At 64.8% G+C, this 18,361-nt stretch carries 17 protein-coding genes and 2 tRNA genes; 3 read left to right on the top strand and 16 right to left on the bottom strand.

Features of this window, described 5'->3' with window-relative positions:
- From nuoH to ACQR13_RS19660, 10 genes are all read right to left on the bottom strand, one after another.
- Window positions 1–1,071 (bottom strand): NADH-quinone oxidoreductase subunit NuoH, encoded by a 1,071-nt coding sequence (gene nuoH / locus ACQR13_RS19705; RefSeq protein WP_315711556.1) that lies wholly within the window; start codon window positions 1,069–1,071, stop codon window positions 1–3.
- 10 nt (window positions 1,072–1,081) lie between these two features.
- Window positions 1,082–3,151, bottom strand: a complete 2,070-nt coding sequence (nuoG, locus tag ACQR13_RS19700; protein ID WP_315711555.1) for an NADH-quinone oxidoreductase subunit NuoG — start codon at window positions 3,149–3,151, stop codon at window positions 1,082–1,084.
- Window positions 3,152–3,250: 99 nt separating this feature from the next.
- Window positions 3,251–4,576 carry an NADH-quinone oxidoreductase subunit NuoF gene (nuoF, locus tag ACQR13_RS19695; protein WP_315750890.1) on the bottom strand — a complete coding sequence of 442 codons (1,326 nt, stop codon included), beginning with the start codon at window positions 4,574–4,576 and terminating at the stop codon, window positions 3,251–3,253.
- 22 nt (window positions 4,577–4,598) lie between these two features.
- Window positions 4,599–4,814, bottom strand: a complete 216-nt coding sequence (locus ACQR13_RS19690; RefSeq protein WP_315711550.1) for a hypothetical protein — start codon at window positions 4,812–4,814, stop codon at window positions 4,599–4,601.
- Window positions 4,811–5,422 (bottom strand): NADH-quinone oxidoreductase subunit NuoE, encoded by a 612-nt coding sequence (nuoE, locus tag ACQR13_RS19685; RefSeq protein WP_172109602.1) that lies wholly within the window; start codon window positions 5,420–5,422, stop codon window positions 4,811–4,813. The genes ACQR13_RS19690 and nuoE overlap by 4 nt, the downstream gene beginning before the upstream one ends.
- Window positions 5,423–5,436: 14 nt before the next feature.
- Window positions 5,437–6,396, bottom strand: coding sequence for an FkbM family methyltransferase (locus tag ACQR13_RS19680; RefSeq protein ID WP_315750889.1), 960 nt, complete (start codon window positions 6,394–6,396; stop codon window positions 5,437–5,439).
- Window positions 6,396–7,592, bottom strand: coding sequence for an NADH-quinone oxidoreductase subunit D (locus tag ACQR13_RS19675; protein WP_434863125.1), 1,197 nt, complete (start codon window positions 7,590–7,592; stop codon window positions 6,396–6,398). Before ACQR13_RS19675 ends, ACQR13_RS19680 begins: the two co-directional genes overlap by 1 nt.
- Window positions 7,593–7,606: 14 nt before the next feature.
- On the bottom strand, window positions 7,607–8,212 hold the full coding sequence (locus ACQR13_RS19670; protein ID WP_315750887.1) for an NADH-quinone oxidoreductase subunit C: 606 nt from the start codon (window positions 8,210–8,212) through the stop codon (window positions 7,607–7,609).
- Window positions 8,213–8,224: 12 nt separating this feature from the next.
- The gene (locus tag ACQR13_RS19665; protein WP_173424458.1) at window positions 8,225–8,809 is read right to left on the bottom strand and encodes a NuoB/complex I 20 kDa subunit family protein; all 585 of its coding nucleotides are present in this window, start codon (window positions 8,807–8,809) and stop codon (window positions 8,225–8,227) included.
- Window positions 8,806–9,171, bottom strand: a complete 366-nt coding sequence (locus ACQR13_RS19660) for an NADH-quinone oxidoreductase subunit A (protein ID WP_008964559.1) — start codon at window positions 9,169–9,171, stop codon at window positions 8,806–8,808. The genes ACQR13_RS19665 and ACQR13_RS19660 overlap by 4 nt, the downstream gene beginning before the upstream one ends.
- A 589-nt stretch (window positions 9,172–9,760) precedes the next feature.
- Here ACQR13_RS19660 and ACQR13_RS19655 point away from each other — a divergent pair.
- Window positions 9,761–9,961, top strand: coding sequence for a hypothetical protein (locus ACQR13_RS19655; RefSeq protein ID WP_315711542.1), 201 nt, complete (start codon window positions 9,761–9,763; stop codon window positions 9,959–9,961).
- Between the two features lie 193 nt (window positions 9,962–10,154).
- Here the strand turns inward: ACQR13_RS19655 and ACQR13_RS19650 are convergent.
- Window positions 10,155–10,231 (bottom strand) — tRNA-Asp (locus tag ACQR13_RS19650).
- A 681-nt stretch (window positions 10,232–10,912) separates the two neighbouring features.
- On the opposite strand from ACQR13_RS19650, the gene pepT reads away from it, so the two are divergent.
- Complete coding sequence (gene pepT, locus ACQR13_RS19645; protein ID WP_316170111.1) at window positions 10,913–12,169, top strand: peptidase T; 1,257 nt, start codon at window positions 10,913–10,915, stop codon at window positions 12,167–12,169.
- A gap of 17 nt (window positions 12,170–12,186) precedes the next feature.
- On the opposite strand, the gene ACQR13_RS19640 is transcribed toward pepT, so the two are convergent.
- Both ACQR13_RS19640 and ACQR13_RS19635 read right to left on the bottom strand, forming a co-directional pair.
- Window positions 12,187–13,044 carry a class I SAM-dependent methyltransferase gene (locus ACQR13_RS19640; protein WP_316170110.1) on the bottom strand — a complete coding sequence of 286 codons (858 nt, stop codon included), beginning with the start codon at window positions 13,042–13,044 and terminating at the stop codon, window positions 12,187–12,189.
- A 112-nt stretch (window positions 13,045–13,156) separates the two neighbouring features.
- A complete protein-coding gene (locus tag ACQR13_RS19635; protein ID WP_315750882.1) occupies window positions 13,157–13,711 on the bottom strand; it encodes a hypothetical protein in 555 nt (184 codons plus the stop codon).
- A gap of 206 nt (window positions 13,712–13,917) precedes the next feature.
- Between ACQR13_RS19635 and ACQR13_RS19630 the strand changes: the two genes are divergently transcribed.
- Window positions 13,918–14,745 (top strand): metallophosphoesterase family protein, encoded by an 828-nt coding sequence (locus ACQR13_RS19630; RefSeq protein ID WP_434863124.1) that lies wholly within the window; start codon window positions 13,918–13,920, stop codon window positions 14,743–14,745.
- Here the strand turns inward: ACQR13_RS19630 and ACQR13_RS19625 are convergent.
- The 3 genes from ACQR13_RS19625 to lon form a co-directional block, all read right to left on the bottom strand.
- Complete coding sequence (locus ACQR13_RS19625; protein ID WP_316165221.1) at window positions 14,684–15,169, bottom strand: Crp/Fnr family transcriptional regulator; 486 nt, start codon at window positions 15,167–15,169, stop codon at window positions 14,684–14,686. The genes ACQR13_RS19630 and ACQR13_RS19625 overlap by 62 nt on opposite strands.
- A 335-nt stretch (window positions 15,170–15,504) precedes the next feature.
- Window positions 15,505–15,578: transfer RNA gene (locus ACQR13_RS19620), tRNA-Val, on the bottom strand.
- Window positions 15,579–15,764: 186 nt separating this feature from the next.
- On the bottom strand, window positions 15,765–18,188 hold the full coding sequence (lon, locus tag ACQR13_RS19615) for an endopeptidase La (protein WP_315711533.1): 2,424 nt from the start codon (window positions 18,186–18,188) through the stop codon (window positions 15,765–15,767).
- Between the last annotated feature and the right edge of the window lie 173 nt (window positions 18,189–18,361).

Here is an 18,361-nt window from a genome sequence, read left to right as displayed (position 1 = left end):
TCATTTCGGCGCGATGCCGGCGAAGTGCAGCACGCCTGCGACGATGACCACCATGGCCAGCGACAGCGGCAGGAACACTTTCCAGCCCAGTCGCATCAACTGGTCGTAGCGGTAGCGCGGCACGATCGCTTTCGCCATCGCGATCAGGAAGAACATGAAGAACAGCTTGAGCGAGAACCAGATGACGCCCGGCACCCAGTTGAACGGCGGCAGGTCGATCGGCGGCAGCCAGCCGCCCAGAAACAGGATCGTCGCCAGCGCGCACATCGTGGTGATCGCGACATACTCGCCGAGCATGAACAGGAGATACGGCGTCGAGCCGTATTCCACCATGAAGCCGGCAACGAGCTCCGATTCCGCCTCGACGAGATCGAAGGGCGGACGGTTGGTCTCGGCCAGCGCCGAGACGTAGAACACCACGAACATCGGGAACAGCGGCCAGACGTACCAGTTCAGGATCGTCAGCTGCGGCAGGCCGATCAGGCTCGCAAGCCCGCGGGCATGCTGCGCCTCGACCACCGCCGACAGGTTCAAGGTGCCGGCGCAGAGCAGCACGGTGATGATGACGAAGCCGATCGAGACCTCGTAGGACACCATCTGCGCCGCCGAGCGCAGCGCCGCCAGGAACGGATACTTCGAGTTCGACGACCAGCCGGCCATGATGATGCCGTAGATCGACAGTGACGAGATCGCGAAGATGAAGAGAATGCCGACATTGATGTCGGCGATCGCCCAGCCGAGATTGGTCGGAATCACCGCCCAGGCCGCCAGCGCCAGCACGCAGGAGACCAGCGGTGCCAGCAGGAACACGCCCTTGTTGGCGCCGGCCGGAATGATCGGCTCCTTGAGCACGAACTTCAGCAGGTCTGCGAACGACTGGAACAGGCCCCAGGGCCCGACCACGTTGGGACCCCGGCGGATCTGTACCGCCGCCCAGATCTTCCGGTCGGCCAGCAGGATGTAGGCGATCGCGACCAGCAGGACGACGAGCAGCAGGACGCTCTGCGCGACCATGATGATCAGCGGCCAGAGGAAGCCGGTCCAGAACGAGCTTGCGAAGAAATCAGCCATCAGGTCACGCTCACTCCGCTGCCGTCAGCATCTGCCCGGAAGCCAGACGGGAACATTCCGCCATGACCGCCGATGCGCGCGCGATCGGATTGGTGAGATAGAAGTCGTCGATCAGCGGCTTGAACGGTGCCTTCTCGAGGTTGCCGCCCTTGCCAGCCAGGGTCTTGATGTCGGCGATCTTGCCCGCCTCGATCTGGTCGACGCGGCCAAGATGCGGCACGGCCTTGATGATCGCAACGCGCAGCGCGGCCAGCGAGTCGTAGCCGAGCTTCCTGCCGAGCACGTCGGACAGCGCCCGGATGATCGCCCAGTCCTCGCGTGCCTCGCCCGGCGGGAATGACGCCCGGCCCGTCATCTGCACCCGGCCCTCGGTGTTGACGTAGAGCCCGGACTTCTCGGTGTAGGCAGCCCCCGGCAGGATGACATCGGCACGATGGGCACCGCGGTCGCCATGGGTACCGATGTAGACGACGAAAACGCCCTCGGGCACATCGACCTCGTCGGCGCCGAGCAGGAACATCACGTCCATGGTGCCGAACGTCGTCATCTGCGCAGCCGTGAGGCCGGTGCCGTTGAAGCCGATGTCGAGGGCGCCGACCCGCGAGGCGGTGTCGTGCAGCACGGCAAAGCCGTTCCAGTCGTCGCGCACGGCGTTGACGTCCATCGCGATCTTGGCGGCCAGCGACAGGATCGCGCCGCCATCGTGGCGCGCCGCGGCGCCGGCGCCGACCAGCACGATCGGGTTCTTGGCGTTGCGGAAGGTGGTCGCAAACGAGTGCTTGCCGGCGGCGACGTCGCTCAGCGAGTCCGTGCCCGCGCCGATGTGCTCATAGGCATAGGTCAGGTCGGCCTTGGGACCGACCACGCCGACCTTGAGCTGGCCCGAGCGCCAGCGCTTGCGGATGCGGGCGTTGAGCACGGCCGCTTCCTTGCGCGGATTGGCGCCAATGATCAGGATCGCGTCGGCCTGCTCGATACCCGCGATGGTCGGATTGAACAGATAGGACGCACGGCCGAGCTTGGCATCGAAGCTGTCACCGCCTTGCACCGCGACGTTGGTCGAGCCGAGCTTGGCGAGCAGATCCTTGAGCGCGAACATCTCTTCGACCGCGGCGAGATCGCCGGCGATCGCGCCGATGCGCTTGCCGTCGATGCGCGACAGCTTGGTGGCAATCGCCTTGAACGCCTCCGGCCAGGAGGCGGCGCGCAGCTTGCCATCCTCGCGAACGTAGGGACGATCGAGCCGCTGCGTGCGCAGGCCGTCGACGACATGGCGGGTCTTGTCGGAGATCCACTCCTCGTTCACGGCATCGTTGATGCGCGGCAGGATGCGCATCACCTCGCGGCCGCGGGTGTCGACACGGATCGCCGAGCCCACGCCGTCCATGACGTCGATCGACTGCGTCTTGCCGAGCTCCCAGGGGCGTGCGGCGAAAGCGTAGGGCTTCGAGGTCAGCGCACCGACCGGGCAGATGTCGACCAGATTGCCCTGCAGCTCCGAACTCAGCGCCTGCTCGAGATACGTCGTGATCTCCATGTCCTCGCCACGGCCGATCGCGCCCATTTCCGGCACGCCGCAGACTTCCGCCGAGAAGCGGACGCAACGCGTGCACTGGATGCAGCGGTTCATCGAGGTCTTGACCAATGCGCCGAGATACTTGTCCTCGACGGCGCGCTTGTTCTCGGCGAAGCGGCTGGTGTCCACACCATAGCCCATCGCCTGGTCCTGCAGGTCACACTCGCCGCCCTGGTCGCAGATCGGGCAGTCCAGCGGATGGTTGATCAGAAGGAATTCCATCACGCCTTCGCGCGCCTTCTTGACCATCGGCGACCGCGTCGAGATCTCCGGCGGCTCGCCCTTCGGGCCCGGCCGGCAGTCGCGCACGCCCCAGGCGCAGCTCGCGACCGGTTTCGGTCCGCCCTTCACCTCGACGAGGCACATCCGGCAGTTGCCGGCGATCGACAGCCGCTCATGATAGCAGAAGCGCGGGATCTCGGCGCCCGCCGCCTCGCACGCCTGCAACAGCGTGTACTCCGGCGGCACATCGATCTCTTTGCCATCGATGATGATCTTGGTCATTGCCTCACATCTCTCTCAAACCACGGGCCACCGCGCCGCTGCGCACCGTGAGGGCGCGAGCGCGGGGAAAACGTTGCTGGCGAACCGGGCCGCCATCACCTACTCCGCCGCTACCATGCGCGCGGGATCGCGCACGCCCACGTCGTCGACATCGGCCTTGTGCGAATACTGGTCAATGCGCGCCTCGATCTCGTGACGGAAATGCGTGATCAGCCCCTGGATCGGCCAAGCTGCCGCGTCGCCCAGCGCGCAGATCGTGTGGCCCTCGATCTGCTTGGTGACTTCGAGCAGCATGTCGATCTCGCGCTTGTGCGCCCGGCCCTCGGCCATGCGCGTCAGCACGCGCCACATCCAGCCGGTGCCCTCGCGGCACGGCGTACACTGGCCGCAGCTCTCATGCTTGTAGAAGTAGGAAATGCGCGCGATCGCTCGGATCAGGTCGGTCGACTTGTCCATCACGATCACGGCCGCGGTGCCGAGGCCGGAGCGCAGCTTCGACAGGCTGTCGAAATCCATCGGCGTATCGATGATCTGCTCGGCCGGCACCATGCGCACGGACGAGCCGCCGGGGATGACCGCCTTCAGATTGTCCCAGCCGCCACGGATGCCGCCGCAATGCTTCTCGATCAGCTCGCGGAACGGGATGCCCATCGCCTCTTCGACGTTGCAAGGCCGCTCGACGTGACCGGAGATGCAGAACAGTTTTGTGCCGACATTGTTCGGACGGCCGATGCCGGCAAACCACGCGGCGCCGCGGCGCAGGATGGTCGGCGCCACCGCGATCGACTCGACGTTGTTGACGGTGGTCGGGCAGCCATAGAGGCCGACGTTCGCTGGGAAAGGCGGCTTCAGCCGCGGCTGGCCCTTTTTGCCTTCGAGGCTCTCCAGCAGCGCGGTCTCCTCGCCGCAGATATAGGCGCCGGCGCCATGCGCGACATAGAGATCGAACGGCCAGCCATGGATGTTGTTCTTGCCGATCAGGTTGGCCTCATAGGCCTGATCGATCGCCGCCTGCAGCCGCTCGCGCTCGCGGATGAACTCGCCGCGCACATAGATGTAGCAGGCATGCGCGTTCATCGCGAAGCTGGCCAGCAGGCAGCCCTCGACGAGATGATGCGGATCGTGCCGCATGATCTCGCGATCCTTGCAGGTGCCGGGCTCGGACTCGTCGGCGTTGACCACGAGGTAGCTCGGCCGACCGTCGGTCGATTCCTTCGGCATGAACGACCATTTCAAGCCGGTCGGGAAGCCGGCGCCGCCGCGGCCGCGCAGGCCGGAAGCCTTCATCTCGTTGATGATCCAGTCGCGACCTTTTTCGATCAGCGCCTTGGTGCCATCCCAGCTGCCGCGCCGGCGTGCGCCTTCGAGGCCCCAATCATGCAGGCCATAGAGGTTGGTGAAGATGCGGTCCTTGTCGTCGAGCATGATCAGACGGCTTCCTCGGGTGTCAGCGGTTCGACTGCATGGTGGCGATGAAGGCGGCGCAGCCGCCGAACACCAAGGCCCACAGCAGACTGGACTCCAGCGTCGCATTGAGCGCGAACCGCTGCAGCACGAAAATGAAAGCGGCGGCTGCGAGCGTATGCAGTGCCACGTAGCGCCAGTTCTTCATTGCGGCGCCCTCTTCGGTCAGGGCCGCAACGCGGGTGCGATTGCGGCTCATGTCTTCTCCTTCAGCGTGGTCGGCCCGCCCGCCGGCGCCGAGAACTGGCGGCCATTCTGCGGACCCGGCGTCGGCAGGTTGCCGGTCGCGAAGCCGTCGAGCACCTTGCCGAAGCTCTCCGGCGTCAGATCCTCATAGGTGTCCTTCCAGACCTGCACCATCGGCGCGTTCACGCAGGCGCCCAGGCACTCGACCTCTTCCCAGCTGAAGTCGCCGTCCTTCGACAGGTGGAAGGGATCGTGATGGATGCGATGCTTGCAGACCTCGATCAGTTCTTCGGCGCCGCGCAGACGGCACGGCGTGGTGCCGCACACCTGCACATGCGCCTTCTTGCCGACCGGCTGCAGCTGGAACATCGTGTAGAAGGTCGCGACTTCGAGCACGCGGATGTACGGCATGCCGAGCATGTCGGCGACGACGCGGATGGCCGCCTCCGACACCCAGCCCTCGTTCTGCTCCTGCGCGCGCCACAGGATCGCGATCACGGCCGAGGCCTGGCGGCCTTCCGGATATTTCGCGATCTGCGCTTTGGCGAAGGCAAGGTTCTCGTCCGTGAACGCAAAGCTCGCGGGCTGGACTTCCTTCGGGGCAAGACGGCGGACGGACATGGCTCTTCAATCTTTCATTGCATGCGGCGCGCGGCACTTGCATTGAGCGCTGCGACGCGATTCTGCCAGAAGGCACTTGCAGTTCCGAACACGTTATAGCCGACGTGGGCGGACGCCTTGATCCGGTCGAGGATCGACAGCTCTGTCACGGTCTCAAGGCGGCCGCTTGCGGGGTCGTAGACCATCAGTTGCATCGGCGTCTGATCGAGGATGTAGCGCGAAACCGTATGGTTGCGATCCTGGCCGTGCTCCTCGCACAGGATCATGCTGTCGGTCGCGAGCAGCCGCGCCCCGCCCTTGATCGCCTCGATCTCGACGCCCTCGACGTCGAGCTTGATCAGGTACTTGCCGGAAGCGGCGACCTTGCCGTCGTCGATCAGATCGTCGAGCGCCATCACCGGTACCTGCTCGCCGCCGGCGCTGTCGCCGGCGATACTGAAGGCCTCGTGCTTGGTACCGGTGAGATGCGCGACGCCGCGGCGTTCGCCGATGGCGCACTTCATCACTTCGAAGCGGCCGCCGTTGATCTGCGCATTGTTCGCGAGCTTGGCGAAGTTCGCCGAGGACGGCTCGATCGCGATCGCCTTGTGCGCGCCGTAGGGCGTGCTCGACACCAGCACCGACCAGTAGCCGTAATTGGCCCCGCCGTCGATGAAGGTGTAGTCGACATCGACAGTGCCGAGAAACAGGAACTCGAGTTCGTCCTCATAGTGATAGTCGCGGTTGAGCAGCTTGCTCCAATAGCCGTCGCCATAGGGAAACTCGAACACGGCGTCCGGGTTGAGCTTCACCGCGATGTCGCGTTCGGGCAGCGCCAGGCGCAGCAGATTGGCACAGCGGTTGTAGCCGCGATGCGAGAAATGCGAGGAAATCTTCGAGCCGGTCGACAGCGCCAATGCAGCCGTGCGCTCCCAGAGGTTCGCTCCTTCGAGCGCTCCAGAAGCACGATCGAACTGGATCGGCGCATGGCCCATCAGCGGTCCACCTCTCCGAACACGATGTCGAGCGAGCCGAGAATGGCCGAGACGTCGGCGAGCAGATGGCCGCGGCAGATGAAATCCATCGCCTGTAGATGCGCGAAGCCCGGAGCGCGGATCTTGCACTTGTACGGCTTGTTGGTGCCGTCGGCGACGAGATAGACGCCGAACTCGCCCTTCGGCGCCTCGACGGCCGCATAGATCTCGCCTGCCGGCACGTGCACGCCTTCGGTGTAGAGTTTGAAGTGGTGGATCAGCGCTTCCATCGAGCGCTTCATCTCGCCACGGCGCGGCGGAGCGATCTTGTTGTCGGTGATCATCACCGGGCCCTGCCCGTCCGGTGCTCGCAGCTTCTGGATGCACTGCTTCATGATCCGCACCGACTGCCGCATCTCTTCCATGCGGATCAGATAGCGGTCGTAGCAGTCGCCGTTCTTGCCGATCGGAACGTCGAACTCCATCTCGGCATAGACGTCGTAGGGCTGCGACTTGCGCAGGTCCCAGGCCGCGCCCGAGCCGCGCACCATCACGCCGGAGAAGCCCCACTCCCAGGCCTGCTTCAGGGTCACGACGCCGATGTCGACGTTACGCTGCTTGAAGATGCGGTTGCCGGTGAGGAGCCGGTCGAGATCGTTGACCACCTTCAGGAACGGATCGCAGAATGCGTCGATGTCGTCGATCAGCTTCGGCGGCAGGTCCTGGTGGACGCCACCGATGCGGAAGTAGTTGGCGTGCATGCGCGAGCCGGAGGCGCGCTCATAGAACACCATCAGCTTCTCGCGCTCCTCGAAGCCCCACAGCGGCGGGGTCAGCGCGCCGACGTCCATCGCCTGGGTGGTGACGTTGAGCAGATGCGACAGCAGCCGTCCGATCTCGGAGTAGAGCACGCGGATCAGCTGGCCGCGGCGCGGAACCTCGATGCCGAGCAGGCGTTCGGCGGCGAGGCAGAAGGCATGCTCCTGATTCATCGGCGCGACGTAGTCGAGCCGATCGAAATAGGGCATCGCCTGCATGTAGGTCTTGGTCTCGATCAGCTTCTCGGTGCCGCGATGCAGCAGGCCGATATGCGGATCGACGCGCTCGACCACCTCGCCGTCCAGCTCCAGCACCAGGCGCAGAACGCCATGGGCCGCCGGATGCTGCGGGCCGAAATTGATCGTGAAGTTGCGGAGGGCCGGGCTCTGCTCGTTCATGCTCGCGCTCCCACTCACTTCGTCGCCTTCTCGTCGCCGGGCAGCGGATAGTCCGCACCTTCCCAGGGCGACAGGAAATCGAACTTGCGGAACTCCTGGTTGAGCCGCACCGGCTCGTAGATGACCCGCTTCTCCTGATCGTCGTAGCGCACCTCGACGAACCCCGTCGTCGGGAAGTCCTTGCGCAGCGGATGGCCGTCGAAGCCGTAATCCGTCAGCAGGCGGCGCATGTCCGGGTGGCCGACGAAGATCACGCCGTAGAGGTCGTAGGCCTCGCGCTCGAACCAATCGGCGCCCGGAAAGACATCGATCAGCGACGGCACCTGCGTCGTCTCGTCGGCCTCGGCCTTGAGCCGGATGCGCGCGTTCAGCGTCGGTGACAGGAAGTGATAGACAACATCGAAACGTTTGGCGCGCTCAGGATAGTCGACCGCCGTGATGTCGGTGATGTTGACGAAGCGGAGAGCCGGATCGTCGCGCAGATGTGTCACGACCTCGACGATCCGGGCGGACTCCACGTTCACCGTGAGCTGATTGAAAGCGACCGTATGGCCGATCGCGGCGCCCGGGAGCGCGCTTACGATCGTCTGCCCAAGGGCGTCGAGCCTGCCGTCGTCCATAACGAAAAACCTTCAGCGTTCGATGGTGCCGGTGCGCCGGATCTTCTTCTGCAGCAGCAGCACACCGTACAGCAGCGCTTCGGCGGTCGGCGGACAGCCGGGCACGTAGATGTCAATGGGAACGATGCGGTCGCAGCCGCGGACCACCGAATAGGAATAGTGATAGTAGCCGCCGCCATTGGCGCACGACCCCATCGAGATGACGTAGCGCGGCTCCGGCATCTGGTCGTAGACCTTGCGCAGCGCCGGCGCCATCTTGTTGGTCAGCGTGCCGGCGACGATCATCACGTCGGACTGGCGCGGCGAGGCGCGCGGCGCGAAGCCGAACCGCTCGACGTCGTAGCGCGGCATCGAGACCTGCATCATCTCGACGGCGCAGCAGGCTAGGCCGAACGTCATCCACATCAGCGAGCCGGTGCGGGCCCAGGTGATGAGATCGTCAGCGGTGGCGACGAAGAATCCCTTGTCCGACAGTTCGTGCCTGACCTCGAGGAAATACGGGTCGTTGGCACCGATCGGCCTGCCGGTCGCGGGATCGAGAATGCCCTTCGGGGCCGGAGCGATCGCCGGCCCGGTCGAGGACGTGGTCGGGCTCAATCCCATTCAAGCGCGCCTTTCTTCCATTCGTAGGCAAACCCGACCGTCAACACGGCCAGGAACACCAGCATCGACCAGAAGCCGGCCGCGCCGAGCTTGCCGAATGCGACTGCCCAGGGGAACAGGAAGGCGACTTCGAGGTCGAAGATGATGAAAAGGATGGCAACCAGATAGAAGCGGACGTCGAACTTCATGCGGGCGTCGTCGAACGCATTGAAGCCGCACTCGTACGCGGAGAGCTTCTCGGGATCGGGCTGCTGGTAGGCGACCAGGAACGGCGCGATCAGCAGCACCACCCCGATGATGGCTGCGACACCTATGAAAACGACGAGGGGGAGATAGTTCTGAAGGATGCCGGTCATCGGCGCCACTTTCCTCTGCGGTTTCGGTGCAAACCGCAGACTCGTTGCATTGGAATTGGTCGAAGCCTTAGCGCAGCGCACCAAGCCGCGCAAGACAAGCCGTCTCGCCGGTGTCATCCCTCCCCACATTGCGGAAACCCGGACACACCGAGCAACGGCGCCGCGGATGACGCGTGCAGGAGCCGCATTGCAGACCCGCAGCATTACGGTGCCGCACGGTCCAACGCAGGACGCTGAGGCGATCCGCAATCGCGAGGACGCACGCCGGTGTGCGCAGGCTGGCTGGTCGGAGACGGATGCGGATCAGCGCTCGATCGGGAGATCCAAACGAGGCGACGAGACCGTCACCCGATAGGCTTCCGTTACCGCGGGAGATGGTCACGATGGGCCACCGGATCAAGATCATCCGCGGCCGCCGTCGATACCGGCACCGCCGCGCGCTGTTAGCCCCGGCCGCATACTCCCGATTGCCGCCGCGACAGCTGCAACCGATGAAACCATTTTGAGGAAACGAAGAAACGGGATCGAAACAAAGCGGGGGTACATGTCCAGGCAACAAAGTGGCGCTCTGAGACGCCGGGAGGCTGACATGAACCACTCGCTGCATTCCGCAGACCGATCGACCCATCTGAAGATCGTCGTCGTTGCCCTGGTCGCCGGCATCGCGGTGACCGCTTTCGGCATCGCGACCCGCGCCAACGTCGACTACAGCCAGACGGCATCGCACGTCGTGAAGGCAGGCAAGCCGGTGACCATGACGAGTTCCAGCGACTCGATGGTCGTCCGCTGAGGCCACTGCTCCGCTGCCATCTGACGGCAATCGCAGGCCACCCGCCGGGTGGCCTTTTTCATGCCGATCGGAAAATCGGCGACGGAGCACTTGCAGTCCGGCGGAGCGCCAGGTCGTAGACGGGAAGGGATCGCGCGGCGTCGCTGATTGCGCCAGCGGACAGATCACATCAAAAGCTAAGCCATTGAAAACATGGCGCGAGAGACGGGGCTCGAACCCGCGACCTCCGGCGTGACAGGCCGGCGCTCTAACCAACTGAGCTACTCCCGCGTGATCGCGAAATCCGCGGAGGAGTGCGACTTAAAGGGGCGATGTTTCGAAGTCAAGGACAATGAACCGACAGCTGTGCGAAGTCCTTGATGGGGGAGCAATGCAGGACGCCCGATCTCCTTGGCTGGGCCCGGGCAGCCGACGTTAGTCGCCGCACGGTGATGGGCCAAATCGACCTGTCCCGCGTCTCTCCTTCCGGACCGCGGCAACCCCGCCCCGCGGCGGCGGCGCTGGCGGTCGCTTCGCGACGACGTCGCAGGCCGGATATGGCAAAATGGGCGCCAAGTCCGACCGCGCATGCTTCCGACCGGGCATTGAAATTTCCGGCCGCGGTCCCCACCGAGGCGCACTTGCTGACCAGGAAGCGAGTGAGAGGAGATTCCTCGCGGACGCTGCCCACGAATCGCCCGCCACCGGTGCGAGGAAGATGAGCTTCGAATCGCCGGAGTCGGTATCCTGCAGGTGGCGCGCGCCGGAGTGCGCAATCCTGCTGTCGGCGAGGCGGTGCTGATCAACGCCGGCCCGCGACCCGCCGTATTCCGCACGGGAGCTGGCGGACGATCTTTGATCAGAGCGGAAACCATTGATAGGTTGCCACCCCCTGGTATCTGGCATGCAATAACTGATATATTAGTATACTGATACCTCCAGTAACGTCTCCCTCTCTCTCTCTTGGTGCCCATGTCCGACCCGCTTCGCAGCTACACCCACTCCGTCACCGAGCGCCTGCTCCGCTACGCCGCGATCGACACCCAGTCGGACCCGACGTCGCCGACCTGTCCTTCGACGCTCAAACAGAAGAATCTCGGCCGGATGCTCGCAGCCGAGCTGCAGGCAATGGGCCTCTCGGACGCCCACCTGGACGACCATGGCTACGTCTATGCGACCATCCCCGCCACCACCGACAAGGCCGTGCCGGTGATCTGCTTCTGCTCGCACATGGACACGTCGCCCGATTGCTCCGGGGCCAACGTGAAGCCGCAGATCGTGCGCAACTACCAGGGCGGCGACATCGTGCTGCCGGGGGACCCGAGCCAGATCATCCGTGCGGCTGAGCATCCTGCATTGAAGGACCAGATCGGCAACGACATCGTCACCACCGACGGCACCACCCTGCTCGGGGCCGATAACAAAGCCGGCATCGCCGAGATCATGGACGCGGCGCAGTTCCTGATCAGCAATCCGCAGATCAAGCATGGCACCATCAAGATCCTGTTCACGCCGGACGAGGAGATCGGCCGTGGCGTCGACCGGGTCGACCTGAAGAAGCTCGGCGCCGACTTCGGCTACACGATGGATGGCGAAACCGCCGGCAACATCGAGGACGAGACCTTTGCCGCCGACGGCGCCACCATCCTCATCAACGGCGTCAGCGCCCATCCCGGCTTTGCCAAGGGCAAGATGGAGCACGCGATCAAGATCGCGTCCGCAATCGTCGATCGGCTCCCGAAGGATGGCTGCTCGCCGGAGACGACGGAGGGCAAGGAAGGCTTCCTGCATCCGGTCGGGATCTCCGGCGCGCTCGAACAGGCGCGACTCGACTTCATCGTGCGCGATTTCAGCGAGCAGGGCCTGCGGCAGAAGGAAGCGCTGCTCGAGGACATCGTCAGGGATGTCCTGAAGGACTATCCGCGCTCGAGCTATCGGATGGAGGTTCGGCAGCAATACCGCAACATGAAGGAGGTCATCGATCTGCATCCGGAGATCGTGACCTATGCCGAGGAGGCGATCCGCCGCGCCGGCCTGACGCCGGTCAGGACATCGATCCGCGGCGGCACCGACGGTTCGCGGCTGTCGTTCATGGGACTGCCCTGCCCCAACATCTTTGCCGGCGAGCATGCCTTCCACTCGCGTCTCGAATGGGTCAGCGTCCAGGACATGGAGAAGGCGGCGCAGACCATCATCCATCTGGCGATGATCTGGGAAGAGCGATCCTGAGCGCCGTCCGGCGCGCGTCAGACGCGCGCCGTCACCAGCCAGATCGAGCCGGCGAGCGTCACGCTGTCGCCGCGTACATGCTGCGTCAGCAGCTCGCGGACCGACTGCCGCGCCGCCTCGCGCGTCTCCTGGGGATGCCCCTCCAGCGCGCGGCTGGCGGGGCCGATTTCGAAGGCCGACTCCACTGCCGCCTCGAGACCCTGCCCGCGGGCGATGTCGAGTGACAGCGCATGCGCCTCCAGCGCGACGTCGCTGAAGCCGGCCTCGCCCAGGATCCGCGCCACTCGCGCTTCGGATGCGAAGGCGAACGGGCCGGGATCCTCCGGCGCCATCTCCGGCAGCTTCGGGACGTGACGATAGACCGCCTGCAGCGGCGCGATCATCCAGGGATTGGCCTTCGGCTCGCGCCAGCAGGCGAACACGACCCGGCCGCCCGGCTTCAGCGCACGGCGGATGTTGGCGAACGACGCCACCGGATCGGCAAAGAACATCACCCCGAACCGCGACACCAGCAGATCGAAGCTCGCCGGCGCGAACGGATGCACGGTGGCGTCGGCCAGCACGAACTCGGCGGGAAGCCCGGCCGGCGCCACCGCGCGCGCCCGCTCGAGCATCGGTGCGGAGATGTCGACGCCGAGAACGGAGCCGCCGGGCGCCGCCTGCCCGGCCAGTGCGATCGACAAACCACCACAGCCGCAGCCGATGTCGAGAATGCGATCACCCGGCTTGGCGGCGATACGCTCGATCAGGATCTGCGACACCGGTGCGAGCAGGATATCCTGCGCCTCCTGGCGATCGGACCAGCGCTGGCCGCCGGGCCCGTTCCAATAGGCGATCTGGTCGGCGTTGCGGTCGTCCCCTGCCGGCAATTGCATGATGTGCCCTGTCTGATTGAGGTCATCGCAAGAGCCGGCATGGCGCATGCAGCCGCCTGTCCTGTCAAGGCACGAGGCCGCGATGCGCTTGAGTAAGAAAGTGGGCCGTTCCTCACCACGGTTCGGAGAGACTTTCGCCGATGGCGAGAGCGCTCCAACGTCGGCTCAGACGCGCGAACTCCTGTCGGATGGCGTCGCGCCGCGCCGGCGTGTAGGCCGCGCGCTCCTCCGCTGACATCCCGTCCAGCAGACTGCGCGCCGACGGTGCCATCTCGGCCCCGCGCGCCCGCAGCGCCGGATCGTCAGCCTGCTGCAGCCAGTCCTGCCAGCACACATATGTAGCGCGCTCGGAGCGGGCATAGTCCTCGCTGCGATCCGGCATCAGGCGCTGGTCCCTGGTCTCATGCCTGCGACGCAGCCGCGCGGCCTCGCGGGACGAGGTCGCATGCGGGACCAAATGAAAGGTCCCGGCCGTGCCGCCGGCCGCGAGCCGCCCGAATACGGCGCCGTCAATCCCGAGATGCTTTTCGACGATGAAGTGTTGCAGATCATGCGGCATCCAGGGATCGAAGCCAGGCGCCGGGCTCATTTCGAGGGTGTGTCCGTCGCCGAGCGTCGCGCGCACCGCGTAGCGGCGTTCGCCGGTGCGGACGAAGGAAACAGTCATTGGCGGTCGCGGACGACGAGACATGGGACACTCGCAATTGGCAGCTGCGGCTGAACAACGGCCCCATCATACCGCCGCGGGTGAGGGATCGATAGATGCGCGCGGACCTGCTGGCGAGCGCCGTAGCGCAATGCAATAGCGGGACAGCCTCTGGTGTCGTCGGGTCTGGTCTCGCTCTTGCTTCGATCAGGTGCGTCAGGAGCCACATGCGCGCACTCCTCGTTGCCGATCTTCATTACTCGCTGCCGCAGTTCGACTGGCTGGTGGCGGCTGCCGATCATTTTGATGCGGTGGTGTTCGCCGGCGATGCGCTCGATCTCGCCTCGATCGTCGACATTCGCGCCCAGATCGTGGTCGTGAAGACATATCTCGCGCTCCTGGCGGCCAAGACGCGGGTCATGATCTGCTCGGGCAATCATGACCTGGAGGAGCGCAACCCGGATGGCGAGAAGATCGCGGCCTGGATCAGGACGGTCCGCGAGCTCGGCATCGCAGCCGACGGCGATGACCTTCTGATCGGCGACACGCTGTTCTCGGTTTGCCCATGGTGGGACGGTCCTCTCGTCAAGGCCGCCATCGCAAGCCAGCTCGATGCCGCCGCGAGGCGCGACACAGCCCGCTGGATCTGGGTGCATCATGCGCCGCCGGCCAACTCGCCGGTGAGCTGGGGCGGCAAGCGCTTCTTCGGCGACACCGAGCTCGAAGGCTTCATCGCGCGGCACCGCCCGGCGATGGTGATCTCCGGCCACGTCCACCAGTCGCCCTTCATCACGGATGGGTCCTGGTTCGATCGCGTCGGTGAGACTTGGGTCTTCAACACCGGGCGGCAACCCGGGCGACCGCCGACCTACATGGTGCTCGACACCGACGAAGGGCGCGCCTTCTGGTTGGCGGCGGGGCAAGCCGAATGGATCGATCTCGCCGGCCCCCTGCAACGCCCGGCGCAGCCGGTGACGGCGGCGCCGGACTGGCTCAGAGTCGTGGATCGGATTCCAGATCCGTTCCTGGCGAAACCTGCTGCGGCGGCAGGTTGATCATGCCCTGCAGCACCTCGCCGACCATCGAAAGATGGGTGCCATGGCCGGCATATTGCCGCTTCAGGTCGGCGAGATAGCTGTTGGCGACGTTGAGGCGCTGCGCCAGCATGCGCGCAATCGCGAGCGTCGCCTCGGGATTTTCACTGAGGAAGCGTGGCGCATCCGGGATCTCGTAGATCCGGCAATCGACGAGCGCCCGCACGGTCGCCGTGTGCGGCTGCTCCAGCAGGAGCGACATCTCGCCGAACAGCGCGCCCGGCTCGGAGATGACGGCCACCGTGGCGCCGGCCTTGATCACCTCCAGCTCTCCGTCGAGCAGGATGTAGAGATGCCCAGTGTTGTGCCCCTCCTCGAGCAGCATGGTGCCCGCCGGAATGGCGCGCTCATGTCCGCCGGTGCAGTGGCGCAGGAAGTCGGTCATCGGTTCGCCCGCGATGTTCACGCCGCGCGCCAAGCTAGCCGAAGAACGGTTCATCGCCACGCGAAATCGTCCGGGCGCTTCGCACCAGCTGTCGCAAAGGATTTTGAACCCTTGTCCGAATTGAGCACTCGGCGGCGCCATCATCGTGATCGGGACGTGGGTTTGGCTCAGCCGCCGAGGCTCGATGGCAAGGTGGCTCAGCTTGGAGAGCAGCAGATCGATGAAACCCGACGCACAAACGCGCTTCTGGAGAGTATCGCCATCAGCTTGGAAAATCGACGCACCACAATCGCAGCGTCACCATTGCGAGGGTGCGTCCCAGCGGATGCTAATCGTAGGCGGCGAGAGATTCGAACTCCCGACCCTCTCGGTGTAAACGAGATGCTCTAACCAGCTGAGCTAGCCGCCCTCACGTCGCGCTTCTTTACCCCCTGCCCGATCCTCAATCAACGCCGGAACCACGCGGCGGCAGCGAGAAACCGCCGCAGCGGGAACGGTGGGGGCAGACCACGCACGCTCGAAGGGTCGGTGGCTCGATCCCCCAAAACGAAAACGGCGCCCTTACGGGCGCCGTTTCCTTGGATCAGTTCGGACCTCAGTGGGCGGTCAGGCCGCCGGCGGCTTCGTCGCCATCGGCCTTCACCGGGACCTTGGTGTCCTCTTCCCAGACGATCGGCACCGGCTTGCGGACCAGGGCCCGGGCGACGACGTCGTCGAGACGGGAGACCGGGATGATCTCCATGCCGCCCTTGATCGCATCGGAAATCTCCGTGAGATCCTTGGCGTTGTCCTCGGGGATCAGCACCGTCTTGATGCCGCCGCGGGCCGCGGCCAGGAGCTTCTCCTTCAGACCGCCGATCGGCAGCACGCGACCACGCAAGGTGATCTCACCGGTCATCGCGACGTCGTGACGGATCGGAATGCCCGTCATGACCGAGATGATTGCGGTTGCCATCGCGACGCCCGCCGACGGACCGTCCTTCGGGGTCGCCCCCTCCGGAACGTGGACGTGGATGTCGCGGCGGTCGAACATCGGCGGCTCGATGCCGTAGACGATCGCCCGCGAGCGGACGTAGGACGCCGCCGCCGAGATCGACTCCTTCATGACGTCGCGCAGATTGCCCGTCACCGTCATCTTGCCCTTGCCGGGCATCATGACGCCTTCAATGGTGAGCAGCTCACCGCCGACATCGGTCCATGCCAGACCCGTGACGATCCCGATCTGATCGTCGCTCTCGATCTCACCGAAGCGGAACTTCGGAACACCCAAGAATTCCTCGACGGTCTTCTCGGTGATCTTCACCGACTTCTTCTTGGACATCATGAGCTCCTTCACGGCCTTGCGGGCCAGTGTGGAAATCTCACGCTCCAGATTACGTACGCCCGCTTCGCGGGTGTAGCGCCGGATCACGAGCAGCAATGCGTCGTCGTCGATCGACCACTCCTTCGAGTCCAGGCCGTGCTTGGAGATCGCGCTGGGGATCAGATGCTTGCGGGCGATCTCGAGCTTTTCGGTCTCGGTGTAGCCTGCGATGCGGATGATCTCCATGCGGTCCATCAGCGGCCCGGGAATATTCAGCGTATTCGCGGTCGTGATGAACATGACGTTCGACAGGTCGTAGTCGACCTCCAGATAGTGATCGTTGAAGGTCGTGTTCTGCTCGGGGTCCAGGACCTCCAGCAGCGCCGACGACGGGTCACCCCGGAAGTCCGAGCCCATCTTGTCGATCTCGTCCAAGAGGAACAGCGGGTTCGAGGTCTTGGCCTTGCGCATCGACTGGATGATCTTGCCGGGCATCGAGCCGATATAGGTCCGGCGATGACCGCGGATCTCCGCCTCGTCGCGCACTCCGCCCAGCGACACGCGAACGAACTCGCGGCCGGTGGCCTTCGCGATCGACTTGCCGAGCGAGGTCTTGCCGACGCCGGGAGGTCCGACCAGGCACAGGATCGGGCCGGTCAGCTTGTTGGCGCGCGACTGCACCGCCAGGTACTCGACGATACGGTCCTTGACCTTCTCCAGCCCATAGTGATCCGCATCCAGAACCGCCTGCGCGGCCTCCAGATCCTTCTTCACCTTGGACTTCTTGTTCCACGGGATCGACAGCAGCCAATCCAGATAGTTGCGCACGACAGTCGCTTCCGCGGACATCGGCGACATCTGGCGTAGCTTCTTCAGCTCGTGCTGGGCCTTCTCGCGCGCTTCCTTGGAGAGCTTGGTCTTGTTGATGCGCTCTTCCAGATCGGCGAGCTCGTCGCGGCCGTCCTCGTCGCCCAGCTCCTTCTGAATGGCCTTCATCTGCTCATTCAGGTAGTACTCGCGCTGGGTCTTCTCCATCTGGCGCTTGACACGCGAGCGGATGCGCTTCTCGACCTGCAGCACCGAGATCTCGCTCTCCATCAGGCCCAGCACCTTCTCCAGGCGCGTGGTGACGGACAGCGTCTCCAGGATGCCCTGGCGATCGGCGATCTTGACGGCGAGATGCGAGGCGACGGTGTCGGCCAGCTTACCGAAATCGGTGATCGACTGAACGACGCCGACGACCTCTGCAGAGATCTTCTTATTCAGCTTCACATAGCTCTCGAAATCCGACACGACGGAGCGCCCGAGTGCCTCGGCTTCGACCGACTTGGCGTCGGTGTCCTCGAGCGCAACGGCAGTGGCTTCGTAGTAGTCGGCACGATCGGTGTATTTCTCGACGCGCGCGCGCTCCAGGCCCTCGACCAGCACCTTCACGGTGCCGTCGGGCAGCTTCAGGAGTTGCAGCACGCTGGCGAGCGTCCCGGTCTCGTAGATCGCATCCGGAGCTGGATCGTCGTCGGACGCGTTCTTCTGCGTCGCGAGCATCACCAGCGCGTCGTTCTTCATCACCTCTTCGAGGGCGCGGATGGATTTCTCGCGGCCGACGAACAGCGGAACGATGTTGTGCGGGAAGACGACGATGTCGCGGAGCGGCAGAACCGGATAGGCGTGGCTCTCGCCGTAAACGATGGTCGGCCGGGGTTTGGGGGTCGTCATGGCCTGTTCCTTTTGTTTAGCCCCCTTGCACGCAGTCCGCCATCGTGCGCAACCGCCACAAGGTGCGATCTGATCCGGACATCACTGACGCGTCGATATCGCCCGCTTGTTTCGGATCGTTGTTGAGGCGAATCCCGGGATTGAGATTTGTATCGCCACGCGACATTAGGTGG

The organism is Bradyrhizobium sp. HKCCYLRH3059 (genome assembly GCF_051168035.1).
Taxonomy (GTDB): Bacteria; Pseudomonadota; Alphaproteobacteria; order Rhizobiales; family Xanthobacteraceae; genus Bradyrhizobium.
Note: the sequence above shows the minus strand (reverse complement) of the source record. Positions and strands in the feature narration are given on the sequence as shown.

What these genes read in the sequence shown, in the direction of transcription:
- ACQR13_RS19660 (WP_008964559.1), bottom strand. Translation starts at nt 9,171, where the DNA reads ATGACCGGCATCCTTCAGAACTATCTCCCCCTCGTCGTTTTCATAGGT.
- ACQR13_RS19655 (WP_315711542.1), top strand. Translation starts at nt 9,761, where the DNA reads ATGAACCACTCGCTGCATTCCGCAGACCGATCGACCCATCTGAAGATC.
- ACQR13_RS19640 (WP_316170110.1), bottom strand. Translation starts at nt 13,044, where the DNA reads ATGCAATTGCCGGCAGGGGACGACCGCAACGCCGACCAGATCGCCTAT.
- pepT (WP_316170111.1), top strand. Translation starts at nt 10,913, where the DNA reads ATGTCCGACCCGCTTCGCAGCTACACCCACTCCGTCACCGAGCGCCTG.
- ACQR13_RS19625 (WP_316165221.1), bottom strand. Translation starts at nt 15,169, where the DNA reads ATGACCGACTTCCTGCGCCACTGCACCGGCGGACATGAGCGCGCCATT.
- ACQR13_RS19630 (WP_434863124.1), top strand. Translation starts at nt 13,918, where the DNA reads ATGCGCGCACTCCTCGTTGCCGATCTTCATTACTCGCTGCCGCAGTTC.
- ACQR13_RS19690 (WP_315711550.1), bottom strand. Translation starts at nt 4,814, where the DNA reads ATGAGCCGCAATCGCACCCGCGTTGCGGCCCTGACCGAAGAGGGCGCC.
- nuoG (WP_315711555.1), bottom strand. Translation starts at nt 3,151, where the DNA reads ATGACCAAGATCATCATCGATGGCAAAGAGATCGATGTGCCGCCGGAG.
- ACQR13_RS19680 (WP_315750889.1), bottom strand. Translation starts at nt 6,396, where the DNA reads ATGGGCCATGCGCCGATCCAGTTCGATCGTGCTTCTGGAGCGCTCGAA.
- nuoH (WP_315711556.1), bottom strand. Translation starts at nt 1,071, where the DNA reads ATGGCTGATTTCTTCGCAAGCTCGTTCTGGACCGGCTTCCTCTGGCCG.
- nuoF (WP_315750890.1), bottom strand. Translation starts at nt 4,576, where the DNA reads ATGCTCGACGACAAGGACCGCATCTTCACCAACCTCTATGGCCTGCAT.
- ACQR13_RS19675 (WP_434863125.1), bottom strand. Translation starts at nt 7,592, where the DNA reads ATGAACGAGCAGAGCCCGGCCCTCCGCAACTTCACGATCAATTTCGGC.
- lon (WP_315711533.1), bottom strand. Translation starts at nt 18,188, where the DNA reads ATGACGACCCCCAAACCCCGGCCGACCATCGTTTACGGCGAGAGCCAC.
- ACQR13_RS19635 (WP_315750882.1), bottom strand. Translation starts at nt 13,711, where the DNA reads ATGACTGTTTCCTTCGTCCGCACCGGCGAACGCCGCTACGCGGTGCGC.
- ACQR13_RS19670 (WP_315750887.1), bottom strand. Translation starts at nt 8,212, where the DNA reads ATGGACGACGGCAGGCTCGACGCCCTTGGGCAGACGATCGTAAGCGCG.
- nuoE (WP_172109602.1), bottom strand. Translation starts at nt 5,422, where the DNA reads ATGTCCGTCCGCCGTCTTGCCCCGAAGGAAGTCCAGCCCGCGAGCTTT.